The sequence below is a fragment of the Candidatus Pelagibacter sp. HIMB123 genome (assembly GCF_052048195.1).
Classification (GTDB): Bacteria; Pseudomonadota; Alphaproteobacteria; order Pelagibacterales; family Pelagibacteraceae; genus Pelagibacter.
In genome coordinates, this window is the sequence record NZ_JBNAIL010000012.1 from 22,491 (window position 1) to 40,986 (window position 18,496).

Genomic DNA, 18,496 nt, shown 5'->3' on the forward strand with positions numbered 1-18,496 from the left:
TTATCTATTATTCCAAGATATAGGTGTAACAGTAACAGCGTTTCTGCTTCCTATAGCTTTTACAATTCCAATTTCTTGATTCAATGAAGTATCTCCATACACTAGCTTAATTTTAATTTTTCTATTTCCTGGAGTAAAGTCGCTAGTATCAGTACTTTGATAGTAAACTTTCTGAAGCTCGTCTCGCCATTGTTGAATGGTTGCAACCTCACCAGAAGGTGACGTAATTTTTAATGGTGAATTACTAGAAGCTACAAAATCAGCTGTTTTAGACCACCCTGTAGATAATGCTAAATCACCAGTGGTATCAACTTTAACAGAGTCCTCGTCGCTTATAAAAATACTATTATCACTTCCATCATTGTAAAAAGAAATTTCAGCTCTTTCAGGACCTAATAGTACATTAATGTCATTATCATCTTCTTCAATATCTGCACCAGTAAAATCTCCTACACTTCCTCCATATCTAATGACGAACCCTTCAACATCAGAGCTAGCCATACCACCTCTAGTCATAATTCCAGTTGTAGATGCAGAACTAGTTTGTTGGAAAACAAGATAATCATTTGTATTAGCAGCTGGATGAGAGCTAATCCAGTTTGCAGCAGTAAAAGGTCCTACTCTAACACTAGCCTGACTAGACCTCGTAGAAGTTACACCGCAACTTGCTTCATTTTCTAAATTATCTCTAATGTCGTCTGCGTCATCCAAATCAATATCTAATCTTAATCTCCAAAACTCTTTGTCCTTCCAAGGTCCAGATGAATATCTCCAAAATCCAGATCTAAAAATTCCACCCTGACATTCATCTGTTCCATTGACCCAAACTTGTTTATCATCAGTTACACCAAGCTCTTCAATTGCATCTAGATCCGCGGATGTTGTAACATTAGCTAAATAACCTTGAATACCACAAAGGTTTTGGTAACTCGCTTGAAAATTTGCTTGATTGTAACTTAACTCAGTATCTTTTAACTGATAATAATGTTCAGCGTTACTTGGCTTTTGAATATCTCCTAACAATACTTCTATTTCTCTTGTTCCATCAGCAGATGCATTGTGTTCAAAATACATAGATTTAATTAAATCAACATAATTTTTACAAGTTGCATCTCCAGATAAAGTAACCTCGCTAGTTTCATTTCCTGTAGCAGTTAAATTAACTGCATTAAGTTCCTCTGAGCCTACTACAAGTTTGTCGCCAGTTTCAGCTCCTGATTTTATTTTCACAATGGCTTTTGTTACTCTCCTATCAAAAAGTTTAATTACTCTTTTTGTAGCTATTCTAATATTAGGATCTTCATCATTTTCCATACCCCCGTATTCTAAAACTAACCCTCTTATTGAATAATTAAAGTTATTTGAATAACTTGCGCTCCAATTGTGTAAATCATTCCATGTGAGCTCATCATCGTCATCGAAATGAGTTCCTAATAAATGAATACCATGTTCTGTTTGTGCAACATTATTAGGTTCTCCAGTTCCATTCCAATTTCTAAATGGCATACCATCAACAAACACTTCACCAATTTGTTGACCTTGAGGATCATTAGAACCAGCCGTAACACCTCTTTCCCAGGTTCCATTGTTAGCAGAAGGTGTTCCAGAAGCTGTTCGTGTTGGAGCAAAAGCCAAACCTCTTCCATTCCATAACATACCTTCAGGGCCAGTCATCCATCTCCATACAGGGCATTCTGTGCTCGTTACCGTATCATCAACGTTTGTAAACGAATCTGTAAAATATCTTTTTGTATTATTGCCTGTAATTGCTGCATTTGAAGACAAAGCTATTTTAGGATCTTTATAAAACAATGTTAAACCAGACTGAGATTGGGGGTTTGCGTTTGATGCAGTTAGTGATGAAGATCCTTTTCTGTAATATTCATTCTGATACCCTTCCAGTAACCACATTTGAGCTGAACTTGCTGTATAATTAGACCAAGAAGTAGAATTTATATTATTTCTAGTATCTAAATCGACAAGTCTGAAACTTGTATTGGAAACGACCCTAACTCTATAAAATCCAGTTGCTAGTTGTGTCATACCATCAACATTCATCTGATTTGCAGTGCTAATATCTGCAATCTTAATGATATCATCACTGGTAAGCCCATGTGCCGAACTTGTTGTAATTAATGCCGGATTAGCTTTTGATATTGATGTAATTGTTCTCGCTGTTGTTGTTTGATATTTTTCAACTATATTTCTAACATATCTCGTACTAGCACCATAAGTTTGGCCATTTCTATAAAATGGTATATTTTCAAAATCTCGTAAAGCTTGAAAATCAGCTGTTGCTTGGGCTCTATTAGATCTTTGTCGGAAACCACCACATTTATTTAAATTAGCTACAGTATTTGCGTTATCCGACATAGCTAATCCACCCATCCATCCATTACCAACTGCTTTAGTTGTAATGATATCATTTTCAGACTCACTTGTTATAGTTGCGAGGTATCCACTTTTTCCAAAATAATCTAATTGTCTAGATAAAGAGAACGCTTCATTCATTCTTCTATTTTTATTATTGTATAGGTTTTGACTTGAATTAGCAGTTCCATCTGGTCTAGCAGGAAACTCATAAAATTCGTAGAAGTGATTGTATCCATCTCTATGCTCTTCAACATGAAGAGGACCTAAAGAAAATAAAATTGTTCTTTCTCCAAGTGAGGCTGTAGTAGTTTCAGCATCTTCACCTTCTGTGCCGTCTGAACCATCTGTTCCTTCATAAGCATAAGGGTTTGCTCCTTCTTCTGCATCTACTTCTTTTGAATTGTAATATTTTATAGACTCAAATGCTTGTGTCCAAACATCTACATCTGCACAAGGCGCATCAGACTCATCACCTTCATACATAGTCCAATTATGTGGATTATAAATTGTAGGAGTTTGAGTTAAATCTAAAGAAGAACCACCAGTTATCGTACCACCTGAAGTATTTTTCCAAACTCTATTATTAAACCAAACAAAATCATCAGCTGAATAAGTTGATGTTGAACTCCAATCATTTGGTTTACCAGAATGAACCATAGTAAGGACTCCTGTGTAGGCATTCCAACCTGGATAATCATCAGTCGTGTCATGATCTACAGAAGATGAAGATGTGTCACCTGTTATTGCTGAAGGATAATCTTCAGCACCAGTATCAAGTTTTAAATAATCTTCTATAACATCTGGGTTGGTATCTGCATCAAGATCTAATAAATCTCCATCACTGTTTCCATCTACTGGAGCTACATATGTGTCTGCCTCTATAGTGGCTCTTGCGACACAAAAATTATAGCCACTAATATCTATTTCATCTGCATCGTCAGTGTCACCATCTTGGTTAATATCATGCTCTAAGCTAAAATGATCAAAACCTCCATATTCAACAACATAACCAGTAATACAATCTAGTCCTCCAGAACTACAATTTGGAATTCTTCTTAAATCATTCCAACCCCCGTTAGTTCTACCGCTTCTATTTATTTCCATATCAGCATATGGCTCTGCTGAATTATTGGGTTCACCACTTTGCCAGTTTGTATAGGAAACACTCATTCCCATTAAAGGTCCTGACTCTGATTGCATATTGGCTGCATTCGAGGTTGGATTTCTCCAATCTGAGTTTGATAGCCAGATATAGTGTTGATCACTAGATTGATCTAATCTTGTTCCATAGTAATTTTCTCTGGTTTCTCCAGCAGCAACATGAAAAGGGGTAACTCCAGTACAGCCAGACTGCGTACTGCTATTGCACATTACAGCATCTTTAATAAATTCATTTTCTTCAGCACTTTCTATAGAAACTAAATATCCTCGCATACCTCCACAAGTAGATTGCTCAGCTCTTCTTTTTGCTTCCCACCAGTCAATCGAGTCACCATTGTAACCAAGATCAGAAGTTACATTTGGTGCAGTTGAAAAATATTTATAATAATGGCCATAACTATTATCACCTGAATTTGATGTAAATTGTACACCGTCACAATCACTACCCAAAACCTCAGACCAATCATCTTCAATAAAATCGTCACCAGCTGATTTTCCATCATCTTTTTCTAGGAAATACAACTTATCCTCAAATTCTGCACAGTCTCCTTCGGAGTATGATGAGGCGGCACTGAAATCTGTAAATGAATTAGAGTTACTACATTGCTCCATAGACCTTTTAAAAACATAAAAGTTTGTATTGGTATTATCTTTGGTTTGAATTTTAATATCTCCAGTTACTCCTTCTTGAGCAATATAGTTATTCAAAGGTGTTATTAATGGAGTACCTTCTTGACCAGTTAGATCGTTTAAGTCTTCCTCTGTGAGTGTAATTTTACCATCTCCTACATCTCCTTTTTGAACTGGGGCTGAAACAATTAATTCAAGAGGAACGATTTGTTCTTGAGGTCCTTTTCCACATGATAAAATTTTGTAGTAAACAACATCTTCTCCAGGTGGAACATTGATCGACGGTGCATCGTCTGTTGTTGAAGTAACTGGATATTTAACAATTTCTGTTTTCCATAAAGTTCCTTTATTTCCAATACCATAAATCGTTGCATCATTTTTTCTATCAGCTGCTCTTGAGGTATTAAAATCTTTAGCAGTATTACCTGATCCTTCATTAAACTTATAATATGAAACTAATCCTGGTTCAGATCCTGTTAATCTTCTTCTATTATTGTTTGCAATGTCAGTGCCTGATCTTGATACATTCCATATTCTCATTTCAGCAATATTACCAAGCCAAGGAACACTTTGAATTATTGGATCTCCAGTCAAATAACTACTAGGATTAAAGCCAGCCAAACCTTCTCCGATTGCTAACGGCCAAAAATCTCCTTCAGGTAATGTCTCAGGAGGATTAGTATAACCAGATTTAGGTCTAGCTCCTATATCTGCATTATATGTTCCACTTAAAGTTCCATTTTGGTAAATTCTTACATTACCGGTATCAGTACTCCCCGGTGTACCTCCATCCCATACCCATGCAATGTGAACCCACTCATCCTTAACAGGAGATCCAATATCTCCTTGGTCATCCAAAACAACTTCTCCAAGTCTTGGAGACCACTCATCATTTTTAACTTTAAATACTAAATCCCAAGTTCTACCCCATTCAAAAGCATGCATGTCATAAGTAGATCCTGGCTGTTTATTTTGTATCCACATTTCAATTGTAAATTGATCGTTTGGAAAATCTTTAAAGTTTTCAACAAGCGCAAAAGATCTGTCTGTGTAAGTAGTATCTTTTTCAGTATTATTTTTTGAGCCTTCTGCTGAGAAATAAATAGATCGAACTACATCTGCATGCCTTTGAACAAAAACCTCATAAGACATGTCCTCAAATTTTGGATCATCTGTTCCAAGATTTGCATTTATTCTTTTTGCATAATAAACATCTTCACTAGAATTGGTAAAACCATGCCTATTAAGACATTTATTATCTGAGTCAGCGACATTAAGGGTATTCTGAATATCAACTAGAGTAAAACTATTTGAATTTAGCTGATCAGTGATCCATTTCTGACCTTCTTGTAATCCCGTTTCCGCAGCAAGATTTACTTGTTGCATAACTGAATTTCTTGAAACACTTTTTAAATCATTGTCATAATAAAAAAACATAGCTCCCGTCATAATTGACAATGCTGAGACGACAGCAATCACAAATACAAGGACAAAACCTTTTTCGTTTTTTCGTTTTTTCATTATGAATCGCTCCAAAGTTGCTGTCTATCAATGTAACTATGAGTTTCCTTACATCTATTTGACAACATTCCAATAACAACATCCTCTCCATCAACTGTTACTGTTTTTTCAGCTATTTTTACAGATGGTTGTACTGACCTTTCGGGATATTCAAATGTAATTACAGCCTCATCCAAGCTAGTAGTTAGTGGGACTGTCTGTCTCCTAAATACTTTCTCTCCTTCTTTTCCTTGAATATAACCCTCAATGGTCATTGCTGCTTTTGTTTTATAAACAGTGATATTTTCCATTGCTGTTTCTGAGCAATCAACTCTATCTACATATACTTTTTCTGTAGTAGTTAATTGGTTTCCTCTTAAATCTGTAGCAACAATTCTTATCGAGAAATATTTTTTATTTGAAGGTAAATTAGACCATCTAATGTCACTATCATCATTTAAAACTAAATAAAATTTATCATCTTTTTGGTCAATTCTAAATCTAGTTCCGTGATCTACATCTTTATCTGAATCATCATTTGGAACCTCACCAAGATTAAATCTTACAAAATCATGTGTATCAGGTTCTTGAGTGCTAGTAGCATAAATCTCACCTACTATTAGATCTTTGTTATCATCCTCAGCAATATCAAAGTTATTATTATCTGTGATGGCTGTACCATCTGCTTCCTTAAACGAAACTCCTGTTGGTGTAGTGTTTCCAATATTAAAACCAATATAAACTTTTTTTATGTCTGAAATTCTATTATTAGAGGTATCTTCTGATTGAACTGCATAATAAAAAGAGTCTTCTTTTGGAGTACCATCATTAAAACCATCTGCATAAGCTTGATATCTGAAAGAACCATCGGCAAAAACATAAATAGTATTTCCTGCGGTAGTTGTTACTGTTGCCCTGGCACCACTATAAGAATCTTTATCTTGAGTATCATACATTTCTCCTATATTTGGAAGTTCTGTATTATTAGCCCAAACTGCTGAGGTTGCTCTCCACTCTCCACTCAATCTGCAATTCATAGATCTACTAGAACCATCTACACTTTGAGTTTTAATTGAACCTGTTTCATTTGTTCCTCTACCACCGATTTGTGCACAGTTAGCTGATGAATTTGACTGCACCAAAACTTCTATGTGTTCTCCAAATGGATCATAAGATTTACTTAGCAAACCATATATTCTGTTTACTGTAAAATAGTCTTCGTCCATGTAATAATATAAATTTTGTGCTTTAGGCATTGGTTTATTGCCATCAGTTTTGTCAGGAATAAACCTTGGTAGTCTTGCAATTTGAATATTAGAATACCTATTGTCAGGTTGTGAAAAAGAAACTATTGCAACTGAACCTTTTTGAAATCTTTTAAACCCTTCTGTTTTTAATTCTTCGGTATCATCATCTCCGCTTGGTAGAGTAATAGCAGTTGGTGTTGTATCTTCATTATAAGGCCAAGCAGATAGTGTGTGATCAAATAAGTCTCCATCGCTATCAAATCTATAATCAAATGCTGTGAACCTTTGACTGTTACTATTAGCAACATGTGGTTTGTTATCTATATTGGCTCTAAATTTATTTGGGTGGTATGTAAGCGTGACAGTATTTTTAACACCAGTATTTTTTCCGTGTCCACATCCCCATTTATGAGTTGCACCAGGATTATAACTAATTCTTGAAAATGAACTTCCTCTATTATTACAGTTCCTAGAACCAGTATTTGTTGGTCTAGTGCTATCAGTTCTCATAAAAAGTCTATTGTATCCATTCTCATTGAAATCAGACATTTTTGATGAATTGGGAGTAGACCATCCAGTTAACCTATTCATATCAGCATGTGATAGATAGGATCCTTCATTATAACCACAATTTCTAGTGTGATCGAACTCATAACCTTTGAAATGATGTAGATGGATAGCAGATCTATTACCTTGTGCCCCCCACCAAGACCATAAATACATATCATAAACAAGATCTGCTGGCTCACCCCACCATTCATTTTTTTCAGAAGCAGATAAACCGTCCCATTCTGTTTTATCACTACTTCTTAATGAGTTTCTTAATTTAGACGCACTAAATCCAGATGTGCCATTTAAACTTTCATAATCAATTCCAGCACAAGCTCTAATTCTACCATCTGGCCAAGTTTTTTGAACTACGCTAGGTCTTTGATATCCAGCTGCAAATCCTAACATGTCGTCATCCATCCATGCACTCATATCATGGTTACAATCTGGATAACCGCCGGAACAAATCATTCCTTTTAAAACAAAAGAGTCATATTCCTCAGTAGAAGCTAAAAAAGAAGGAGATGCTAAATTTTGCTGTATATAAAATGATCTTCCATCATCTGTTAAATCGTAATTAGGACCTCCATTATAACTTGATGTTCCTTTTCTCTCATAATTTGCATCTCCATAAGTAAAACCTTTTGCTTCCCAAGTATGCAAATTTACATCAGAAAATTGAGGTGCATCATACTTCATTACTCTCACCTTATAATCTTTGTACGCCTCATTTTGATCTTCCCAAGGTTGACTGTCACAACTTGTGTCTAAATCTGCTTTTAATCTAATCGTAAAATCTTGATAACCGTCAGAGTTAAAAGTGTAATTCGTATCTAAGTTATCTAAAGTACCCTCAAGGGTTAATGATCCATCCCATTCACCATCATCAGCAGAGTTATTATTATTTAAATCATCATATCCAGATGTTACGGTGAGACCTGGGGGTAAATTGGCAGCAACAGTAGTTGTGACCAACTTTAACCTCATTTCATCATGGCTAACACTTGGTATACCAGTGATTGCAGGTGGTTTTTCTGAATTAAAAACTATTGCATCGTGTGTCCTAGTAAGACTTGTCCCTCCAACTGTTTCACCTTGATGGAGTATGATAATATCATCAGAGGTTGTAAAGTTTGCAAGCTGAATATCTCTTGTAAGATTGTTTGCGCACTGAACTTTTAAACTACCAGTAAAAGGTATAACAGCTGTCCTATTTTCATGAAGATCTTCTTCATCATAAACATAATAAGTTTTTCCACCAAAGTTTAAATTTCTCATGTAAGCAGAAGCTGTATATTTTTCTGTTACTTTTTCATCTTTAGAGACAAGAGTGATCTCAAAATCAATATGCTTACTTCTAATTCTAATTCCAATTTCTTCAAAAAACTGGGCAACAGGCATCCAGTCTGAATCGACTGTTGTATTGACAGTATCATCTTCGTCACAATTTGTTGTGTTCCAAACTTTTTTCTTTAATACAGTTTTATCGGTAATTGGAGAGTATGGAGCTTTTAACTCGTACTTAATTAATTTTCTTTGAATATTCCCACTATTATCCTCGGTATCAAAACAAAATGATACAATTTCTCCAAACTCAGTATCATCTGCAACTTCTGTACCATCTGTATTTAAAACCTTTACTGGTACTTGAACTTCACCATCGGTACTATCAGGATGTTTATAACCAGCCATCTTGCTGTCGTGTTGTAAAACATGTAATGCAAATCTCGCCTCTTGTTTCATATTATTGTGATTGATTTGTCTGACAAATGTGCCCTGAAAATTATTATAAATTGTGTAAGTTGCTCCCATTACGATTGTAGAAACAACGACGGCAACTAAAGCTTCAGTAAGAGATAATCCTTTTTGAGTAATAAATTTTTTTAAACTCATTTTAAGTTCCAGCTAAAAATAATCTTCTAAATTTTTCTTCAATTTTGTCTTGTTTGATAATTATTGTAACTTGTTTCTTTTTGACGGTTTCATAAATATCAACTCCACCTTCTTGATCTGTAACTCCATCATTATCTTTATCAACAGGGACATCTTTTTCGATGTCTTCAATTTCTAATAATCTCTTATCTCCAGTTCTTGCAGGACCGAGATGCTTCTTCAATAAAGTTCCCCAATTATCTAGGTCAGCCAAAACTTTTTGATTTGTTATTGTCGCTTTATATGTGGTGTCTTCAAACTTTGTCATGTCTAGATCATCATAAGGATCTAAACTACCTTCAGAATTAGATATAAATGTAATTGGAGCATTTTCCGTTGCATCTGATGCCATATTTTTATTTGGAGTATCATCAGGAACATCTGATCTTTCCAAAGATAAAGTGGTGTTGTTATCATCATCGAAGGCAGTTGAGTCTGTAATTTCGTATTTACCACCCACTCCCTCGATTATTATTTGATCTCCATCACCTGGTAATTGAGCAAGACCCTTTACTTTCAAAGAAGCACCTGCTGTTGTATCTTCAAATACCCTTGGATTTCCATATTGTGCAGCTACAGGATTGTAAACTGCTGCAAGTTCTTCAAACATTAATTCTACTGCATAAGCAGCTTTATCAAACTTCCTTAAATTTGCAAAATCTCTTTCTTGATAAGATTGTAATGTCATAAAAACAGTTACCGCTATACCCAGAACACCAGCTGCTGTCATTCCCTCAACCAAAGATACTCCCTTCTGAAGTTTGTGTTTTAAATTCATTACATTCTTTTCCCATTGTTAAAAAAACCTGTCTCGTATGTATGTAAATAATCTTTTTTTCCTCCAGCATTTTCAGAAGCTTGTATTTCTCCTCTAGCATTTTCAGGCGAAGATCCATCAGGTAAAAAACAAAAAAAATTATTCGAGGCAGAAACTTTTGAGCAGTTACCTGTCGTAGATGTGCATCTACTGATTGTCATATGCTCAAGTTCTTTTGTTAAATCTGTTAGCTTAGTTCCTTTGTCGTTAGTGCCATCAAAATCAGAACATTTGGTGGCTGTAGATTTATGATATTCTACATTGTATCTATTCAATCCTTGCGCCTGCCAAACTTCCAAATCAGCAGTATTGTTAGAAGTATCATTTACAATTCGGATCGTATAAGCGTTTCCATCTTCAAGGGATAGTTGTCTGACATAATTTATTTGACCTCGAATTGTTGCAAGATCGCTCTCGAAATTATCTTGATCACCAAAATTATCAATTGCTGGAAAACCAACTGCACCAATAATAGATATGATGGCTATAGTAGTCATCAACTCCAATAGACTGAAACCTTTTTCTTTAATTTTCATTAAGGTCTATCCTACAGCTTGACCAATGCTGAAGATTGGCATGTACAAAGCTATCATCAGAACACCAATAATTGCTCCAATTATTACAATCATTAATGGCTCTATAATTGAGGATAAAGCCGCAACAACACCATCAAATTCTTCTTCATAATAATTTGCAATTGATTGAAACATTTCTTCCATATTTCCTGTTCGTTCACCAACAGCTGTTAACTGAGCAAGAGCCGGAGGGAATATGTGCTCTTCTTTTTGTAGTAACGCAGACAATGTTTGACCAGTTACTATCTGCCTCCCAATTCTCTCTAACGCATAAATAAAAACAAGATTTGTTGTAACAGATTTAGAAATTTTTATTGTATCTATGATACTTACCCCGGCTCTAGTAAGATTGGCCATAATCATACACATCCTAGAAACTGTTGCTTTAACAATTAAATCTCCAAATAATGGAAATTTTAAAAATCTCTTATGCATTACATGTCTAAAACCCTCTATATTTTTATACATGAAGTTATAAGAAACCCTAATAATTATGATAATCCCGATGATTTTCATTATATTAGTTGGATTAGCAATAAATCTACTTGCATTAACTATAACTAAAGTTGCTGCTGGAAGTTGAACGCCCATGGAACCATACATCTTCTCAAAAACTGGAACAACTTTCCATAACATGAAAATTGTAATTACTGTTGCAACCGTCAAAAGCATTATTGGATAAAATAGTGCGCTTTTAATTCCTTGTTTAATTTTTGCATTTTTTTCTAATAACTCTACAAGTTTAATTAAAAATTCATCTAATTTACCACTAGCCTCACCTGCAGAGATCATATTCAAATAAATATTATCAAAAACTTTTGGATGCTTGGCAAATGCATCAGTTAAATTCATTCCACCATTCAAATCTTTTATTATGGCATGAGCAGTCATTTTCATCTTCATATGTACAGTTTGATCTCTAATCATCATGATAGATTCTAAAATAGGCAAACCCGCCTTTATCATAGTTGATACTTTTTTTGTAAACTGCAGTAATTCCTTCGGTGGAACTTTGGCCCAAGGTCCAAAATTTAAATAAATATTTCCTTTTGCGATAATAATAGGGGCATTACTTATAGGAACATCATCCAAAGATGGTGGACCTTTCTTTTCAGATTTACCGTTACCTTTTTTGATTGAGGTAACAATAATTTTCTTTTTCCTGAGTTCTACTGCAGCACTTTTTGGATCAGATGCAGAAATTACACCATTAATTTTTTTTCCAGCTTGAACACCAGCATATTGAAATGTTGCCATAAACTAAACTACTAAAATTCTAGAATATTCTTCAACAGATAATATACCTTTTTTAATAAAATTTCTGCCAATAACTTGCATAGTTTTGAAACCATCCTTAATTGCAACTTCAAGCATTTCATCTCCTCTAGCATCTCTCAATATCGCAGCTTCTAAGTTAGGAGTTTTTTTTAACACTTCATAAATTCCTTGTCTTCCTTTGTATCCAGTGTTGTTACATTCTGCACAACCTGCACCCATTTTGGGGGTAAAAGTATTTAACTCTTCTTCTTTAAAACCATATTGCAATAAAGTTTCTTTAGTCGCTTTTTCGTCATCAACCGTACAAGAAGAACAATTCTTTCTCGCCAACCTTTGAGCAACAATTAAACTTAAGGCTGATGCAACCATGAAACTTGGAACGCCCATATTTACTAATCTGACAACTGTAGAAACTGCATCATTTGTATGAAGCGTACTTAATAACAAGTGTCCAGTTAAAGCTGCTTTAATTGCAATATCTACTGTAGATTTATCTCTTATCTCTCCAACTAGAATTACCTCTGGGTCTTGTCTTAAAAAAGATTTCAAAATTGCCTCAAATGTTAAACCAATTTCATTGTTAGCTTGAATTTGTCCAACACCTTTTAAATAAAATTCAACCGGATCTTCGGCTGTCATTATATTTGTTCCAGGATTATTAATTTTTTTAATACAGCCATAAAGAGTTGTGCTTTTACCACTACCTGTTGGACCCGTAACCAAAACCATTCCTTGAGGAGCAGTTATAGCTGTAACTAAGTTATCATAATCCTCTTTATCTAGACCGATTTGCTCTAAACCAAGATCTGGTCCAGCAGCAAGTAAACGCATAACAACTCTTTCACCTTCTTTAGCTGGAATAACTGAAAATCTAACATCAATATCAACGTCATCTTCATTTTTTGGTTGTGGATTTTTAAATTGAAGTTTTCCATCTTGTGGCAACCTTTTTTCTGAAATATCACAACCTGACATAATTTTTAGCCTTGTTACTATTGCATTATAATTCTCCATCAAAAATTGTTTGAATTGTAATTGTTCTTGTAGGACACCATCTTTTCTAAATCTTATTCTTGCCTCACCTCTTCTAAAAATTTCAATATGAATATCACTTGTGCCACTAAAAAATGATTCATTTAAAAGTTTGTCGACAAATTCCACAACAGCATTCTCACCTTGAGTAATTTTTACGTTTGGAACCTTTACGTTTAAATTTGGTTTTGAGATGGATGATTTTTGTGATTGATTATTTTGAGAGTCTTGTGTCGCTTCAATTACAGATTTAAATTTTAATGCTTGATCTAAATTAGAAGGTTTAGCAACATACAATTCTACATTACATCCTGTCATGCTTTTAATTTTACCTGCCAATGTAGATTTAGTTGGATCGAACAAAGCAATTTTTAAAATTCTTCCATTTAGTTCAAACGGAAGCATTTCGTTTTCCATAATAAAATCTTTTGGAAGTTTTTTTACAGCTTCTTTTTTAATACTTTGCTCAGTTAGAATAGTTTTACGTAAAGCATAATTTCTTGAAACTGCAGAAACAATATCATCTTCACTTACCAGCTTATCATCAATTAAATATTCTAAAACACCAAGAGGCACCTTGCCATTACTATCATATTTTTTTTTGGCCTCATTAAAGTTAGCTTCAGATAATTTTCCGCTACTTTTTAAAAGGTTCGAAATTTTAATACTTATTTCAGGGTTAATTGATGGCATATTTAAAGTTATAATAAAAATTATAACTTATACAACATTTGCACTTAAGAATATCAACAGTTGAGTTTTATTGTCCTGATCAGTTTTTTGTTTAAAAAATGCTCCTAAAAGTGGAATCTTTGAAAAAAACGGAACATAGTTTTCGCTGTTTTCTCTAGTATTTTTATACACACCACCAAGTACAGCTACATCACCTGCATTTATTTGGACAATTGATGTAATCGATTCTTCATTAGTTGTAACACTGCCATCAGACAATGATGCACCAGGAGTATCATTAGAAAGTGTTAACTCCATCTTAATTCTATTTTCACCAATTACCTCTGGCGTTACTGTGATACTCAAGTTTTGAGGTATCTCTTGTGTAGATCCAGCTGCATCACCTGACGCTGGAATTACTTTCACCAAAGTTGTTCCTTGAGTAAGAGTGGCTTCCTCCCCATCCATTGCAAATAATTTTGGATTAGAAACTGTTTCTGTATTTGAGTCGTTTACTGAACTTGATATAACAGCTTTCATTTTATTCATTCCAATATTACCCAATAAAAACGCACCCCCTGCTAAATTAACCGCATCAGATGTAAGACCAGTATTTGATAGGCCTGCTGTTGAGGTATCTGATGGAGTAAATTTTGTAGTATCTCCTGGATTAGTATCAATTCCTGTATAAGTAATTCTGTCTCTTCCTTCTTGTACATTTGCAATGTTTACTAATTCTAGATTGGCACTAAAGTTTTTATTAAACCCGTCTGTTGCATTTACAATATAGGCCTCAATCATTACTTGTTTTTTTTCTAAATCAATTTTATTTAAAATATTCTCCGCTTGATTAAGCTGAGCATATGTACCCGTAATAATGATTTGATTATTTTTTTTATCATCAACCATTGTAAAGCCCTCTGCTTCACCCATTATTTCTCCAAGAGACTCAACTAAATCTGAGGAATTTTGATAAAAAACTTTAAATATTTCTGTAACCGTAGGTTCGACACTATCTCCATCATTTGAAACTGACCCACCAATATCTAAAGAAGCTAAATTATTATTTGCCTCAATTGTATTATCTATTTTAGATTTTTCTAATTCAGCAAAAAAATCTTTTGTATGAACTCTCAATAAACCAGAGTCTTCATCCACCGTCATAACTAAACTATTGATATCTAAAATAGCATAAACTGCAGAACCCCATTGTATATTTTCAAAATCAATAGTTATTTCACCATTTACCTCATTTCCTATGATTATATTTCTTTGAACTAATCCAGCAAATAATTTTAAAGCTGATCTTATGTTCATATTGTTCAATTTTAAACTAACTTCAGCATCCTCTAATTTTTTAATCTTTAAATTTCTATCAATAAGCTTAAGTGATTTTTTTTCTGGTTCTTTACCTTCTGTTAAAGAAATTCTTCTAACTAACTTTTCCTCTTTTTTATTCTTATTTAATATTTCTTTTGTATCTTGACTAAATTTTTCAGATGTTTTCCTAAAATTTTCTGCACTTGCCTTGACATTAAAAGATTCAATTTCCTGAACAGCTCCTTTATCCTTTTGATCATAAGCCATTTTAGGCCTATTTGAACTACTACAACTTACTATCAATATAGAAAATGTTAATACCAGGAATAATTTAAAAAATTTTGTCATTAATTGAATAAATCCTCAACATTAGTTACTGTTTCACTTTCATTATCATTGTTATCATTTTCATTATTCTCTGTTTGATTTTCAATATTTGTATCATCATTGCTTACATCATTATTGATTAAATCTTCATTATTTGATTGTGGTAATGATGCAATTGCCATTCCTACTATTGGGGTATTAATTAAAAACTCATATTCAATATTGTCCTCTAAAACAATCATTCTATTTTTTTCAATTGAGACTATCACGCCATCTCTGTTTCCTATTTTATCTCCCTCTTTAACCATAAATTGACTGTTACTTATCTCAACTATTGCAAGATTTTTTTTATTTATTTTAAAATCATTAATACTCTTTTTGTCCAAGTTTTCATAAGTAATATTTTCATTTGCATAAATTGGAATTTTTACTAATTGATTCTCATTTAAAATAACTGTATTTTTTTCAAAAGCATTAAATTCTATTAATTCACTTATTTCTCTTTCATACCTTCCTGCGATATCAGCTATTGTCTCGTTTTCATTTGCTACATGAATAAAGAAAGGTAGTAATAATTTGTCGCCAATTAAAATAATATTTTCATCTTCTATATCATTATAAGAAGCAAGTTGTGTTGCACTTAAATTATATCTTTCAGCAATAGTATTTAAATTTTGACCTTCTTTCACAATATGAAATCTGTTTGGAATAACCACTTTATCTCCAGCCACTAATTTTCTTGATCCTGGATAAATTGCATTTGCAATTTCTATTTCCCTTAACGAAAAACCGTATCTAAAAGCGATTTTCTCAATTGTATCTTCTTTCGAAATTGTGTGAGTAGTAGGTGTTTTTGCTCTGTCAATTTTTTTGACTTTAGCTCTTTGAAATTGATGATCAGATTCTTTACTTAGCGCAACACCTTTCAATAAATAATCTCTTAAAGAATATGCAACAATTGGATCTATATTTAAAACCGTAACAATTTCAGTATCTTCAGGTTCGGTCTCGATAACTTCTGTTACCTCATCTTTGTTCTCAAATATTTCTTCTGCTAGTTCTACTTCAATAGTTTCTTCTTCTGTTACTGTCTCTGTTTCAACTGTTTCCTCAATTTTTATCTCTACAACTTCTGGCTCTCTTATAATACCAATTTCATTAGTAAATGGATCGCTATAAGAATTACTGTGATACAATATGAAAATAGTAATTAAAATATATCTCAGTAACATTATTTTTTACCCTTCTTTAATAATTTTGAAACTATAATTTGGTCATCAAAAACCTCATTCGACAGAGGTTTTAGTGATAACATTGAGTTAAATTTTTTTGTTATTTTTTCTTTTGGCAAATCTTCTTCTTTTGGAACGGGTTGTCCTTCAATTTTGTAAAGATCCAATCTATCTTCTTTAGAAAACTCTACTAATGCTTCAATTTTGCTATCATTTACAACTTCATTTTCTGAAAAAATATTCATCATATTAACTACCGCTTGATCGTTCATAGCTACACCGGAAAATAAAATATTATGTTTTTCCTCTATCCCAAAACTAGTCAATCTAATATTTTTTGGAACTATTTGATTTAAACTTGCATAAAGATTTGCGGTTGTTTTTAAATTTGATCCAAGGGAAGCTGCAATTCTTTTATCTTCTTTTATACTATTAATTTTTGCATTATATCCCTGCAAAAGACTATTTTTACTTTCAAGATCTTCTTCTAAAATTTTAGTGGCAGCCAATTTGGATGAATTATTCATTAATTTTAAAATTTTAAATGGAAGAACATGTCCAATAAAACCAAGAACAAAAATCATCGAAATCATTAAACAAAAATTACCTAAAGATTTTGATCTTCTGTTAGTTTTTACTTGCTCAAAATTAGATAAAAGATTTACTGAAATTATTTCGTTAGTTTCAAGATTAAAAGAGTTTAATTTTCTTGAAGCTATTCCAATTGCTTCCGATGCTAGAGATTTATTGCTAAGTGAATCTATATATTTTTTTGCACTATCAGAAATCTCAGCAGAGTCCTCAGGATTATAAAGCTTAATAACAACATCTCCTAATTGTCGCTCAATTCCTTTTGAAACATTTTTAATTTTTGACTTATCTGAAATTACTGTAATAATATTTATAGGATCAAATTCATACTTTGTTTCATACTCAACTAAATACTGTTTTATTTGAGAACCGAGTCTTTCAAAAATTTCATCCCAAAATTCTGTTTCAACACTCTCAACTTCCTCAACTGTATCAAGCAATACCTGATCTGCTTCAATAATATTTAATTCTGAATATTGAAAACCTTTATTGGAACAAATAGTAATACTTTTCTCATCTTTTGAATAATTGAAAATGACATTTGGGGTTTCAAAGCCTTCTTTCCCAAGAAGAATTCCTTGAGAGTTAACATGAGCGAAAGGTGCAAGATCAATAACAACAGGATTATAACCTGCAAGTCTAAAAATATTTGAATAAGTTTCTACAAACTTTATTTCCATGGCAACTAAAACTACATCCATAACACCAAGTTCTTCATTTGTGCTCATTACAGAATAACTTGTTTCAAATTCATCTAAATTTTCTGGTGTTTCATCAAACTGATCCCAAAATCCACCCAAAGCAGTTGCTTCCCTTAAACTTTCTTCATCCATAATTGGAATTTGTAAATTATAAATTTGTGCCTTAGATGTATCTAAAGAAACGGCAATGTCTTTTGTTTTGGTCTTAATGGAATCTAATGCATTTTTTACTTGATCACTTAAATATGTTGTTGCGGATAAAAAATCTTGGTCCTCTCCAATTCCTGCTATTTGTTGATTAGAGAAATTATCAATTTTACAAACACCTTTTTTGTATGAAATTTCGGCAGCTTGAATAAATTTATCTCTAAAAACTACGCCTATTACTTTTTCTTTTTTTGAGTGATTTTTTCCTATTAATTTTATGAAAGGAGCAAAAGCTTTTGCAATAGGAGGTCCAATTTTATCAATCATAATTTTTTTATAAAAACCGAATAAAGTCACAATAATAAATACCGAATCGGTACACAAGCATTAGTTGTGTTACTTTATATATGCA

The 18,496-nt window shown here is 33.1% G+C and carries 9 protein-coding genes; all 9 read right to left on the reverse strand.

The window, feature by feature from the left end:
* A complete protein-coding gene (locus ACTTBL_RS03255) occupies positions 1 to 5,685 on the reverse strand; it encodes a LamG-like jellyroll fold domain-containing protein (protein ID WP_440643599.1) in 5,685 nt (1,894 codons plus the stop codon).
* On the reverse strand, positions 5,685 to 9,353 hold the full coding sequence (locus ACTTBL_RS03260) for a PilW family protein (RefSeq protein ID WP_440643600.1): 3,669 nt from the start codon (positions 9,351 to 9,353) through the stop codon (positions 5,685 to 5,687). Before ACTTBL_RS03260 ends, ACTTBL_RS03255 begins: the two co-directional genes overlap by 1 nt.
* Position 9,354: 1 nt before the next feature.
* Complete coding sequence (locus ACTTBL_RS03265; protein ID WP_440643601.1) at positions 9,355 to 10,170, reverse strand: type IV pilus modification PilV family protein; 816 nt, start codon at positions 10,168 to 10,170, stop codon at positions 9,355 to 9,357.
* Positions 10,170 to 10,745 carry a pilus assembly FimT family protein gene (locus ACTTBL_RS03270; protein ID WP_440643602.1) on the reverse strand — a complete coding sequence of 192 codons (576 nt, stop codon included), beginning with the start codon at positions 10,743 to 10,745 and terminating at the stop codon, positions 10,170 to 10,172. Before ACTTBL_RS03270 ends, ACTTBL_RS03265 begins: the two co-directional genes overlap by 1 nt.
* Before the next feature lie 6 nt (positions 10,746 to 10,751).
* On the reverse strand, positions 10,752 to 12,041 hold the full coding sequence (locus ACTTBL_RS03275; RefSeq protein ID WP_440643603.1) for a type II secretion system F family protein: 1,290 nt from the start codon (positions 12,039 to 12,041) through the stop codon (positions 10,752 to 10,754).
* Between the two features lie 3 nt (positions 12,042 to 12,044).
* On the reverse strand, positions 12,045 to 13,787 hold the full coding sequence (locus ACTTBL_RS03280; RefSeq protein WP_440643604.1) for a GspE/PulE family protein: 1,743 nt from the start codon (positions 13,785 to 13,787) through the stop codon (positions 12,045 to 12,047).
* 27 nt (positions 13,788 to 13,814) lie between these two features.
* On the reverse strand, positions 13,815 to 15,353 hold the full coding sequence (locus tag ACTTBL_RS03285) for a secretin N-terminal domain-containing protein (protein ID WP_440643605.1): 1,539 nt from the start codon (positions 15,351 to 15,353) through the stop codon (positions 13,815 to 13,817).
* Positions 15,354 to 15,433: 80 nt separating this feature from the next.
* Positions 15,434 to 16,645, reverse strand: a complete 1,212-nt coding sequence (locus ACTTBL_RS03290; protein WP_440643606.1) for a LysM peptidoglycan-binding domain-containing protein — start codon at positions 16,643 to 16,645, stop codon at positions 15,434 to 15,436.
* Entirely contained in the window at positions 16,645 to 18,411 is a 1,767-nt protein-coding gene (locus ACTTBL_RS03295) for a fimbrial assembly protein (RefSeq protein WP_440643607.1), read from the reverse strand. Before ACTTBL_RS03295 ends, ACTTBL_RS03290 begins: the two co-directional genes overlap by 1 nt.
* Positions 18,412 to 18,496: the final 85 nt, after the last annotated feature.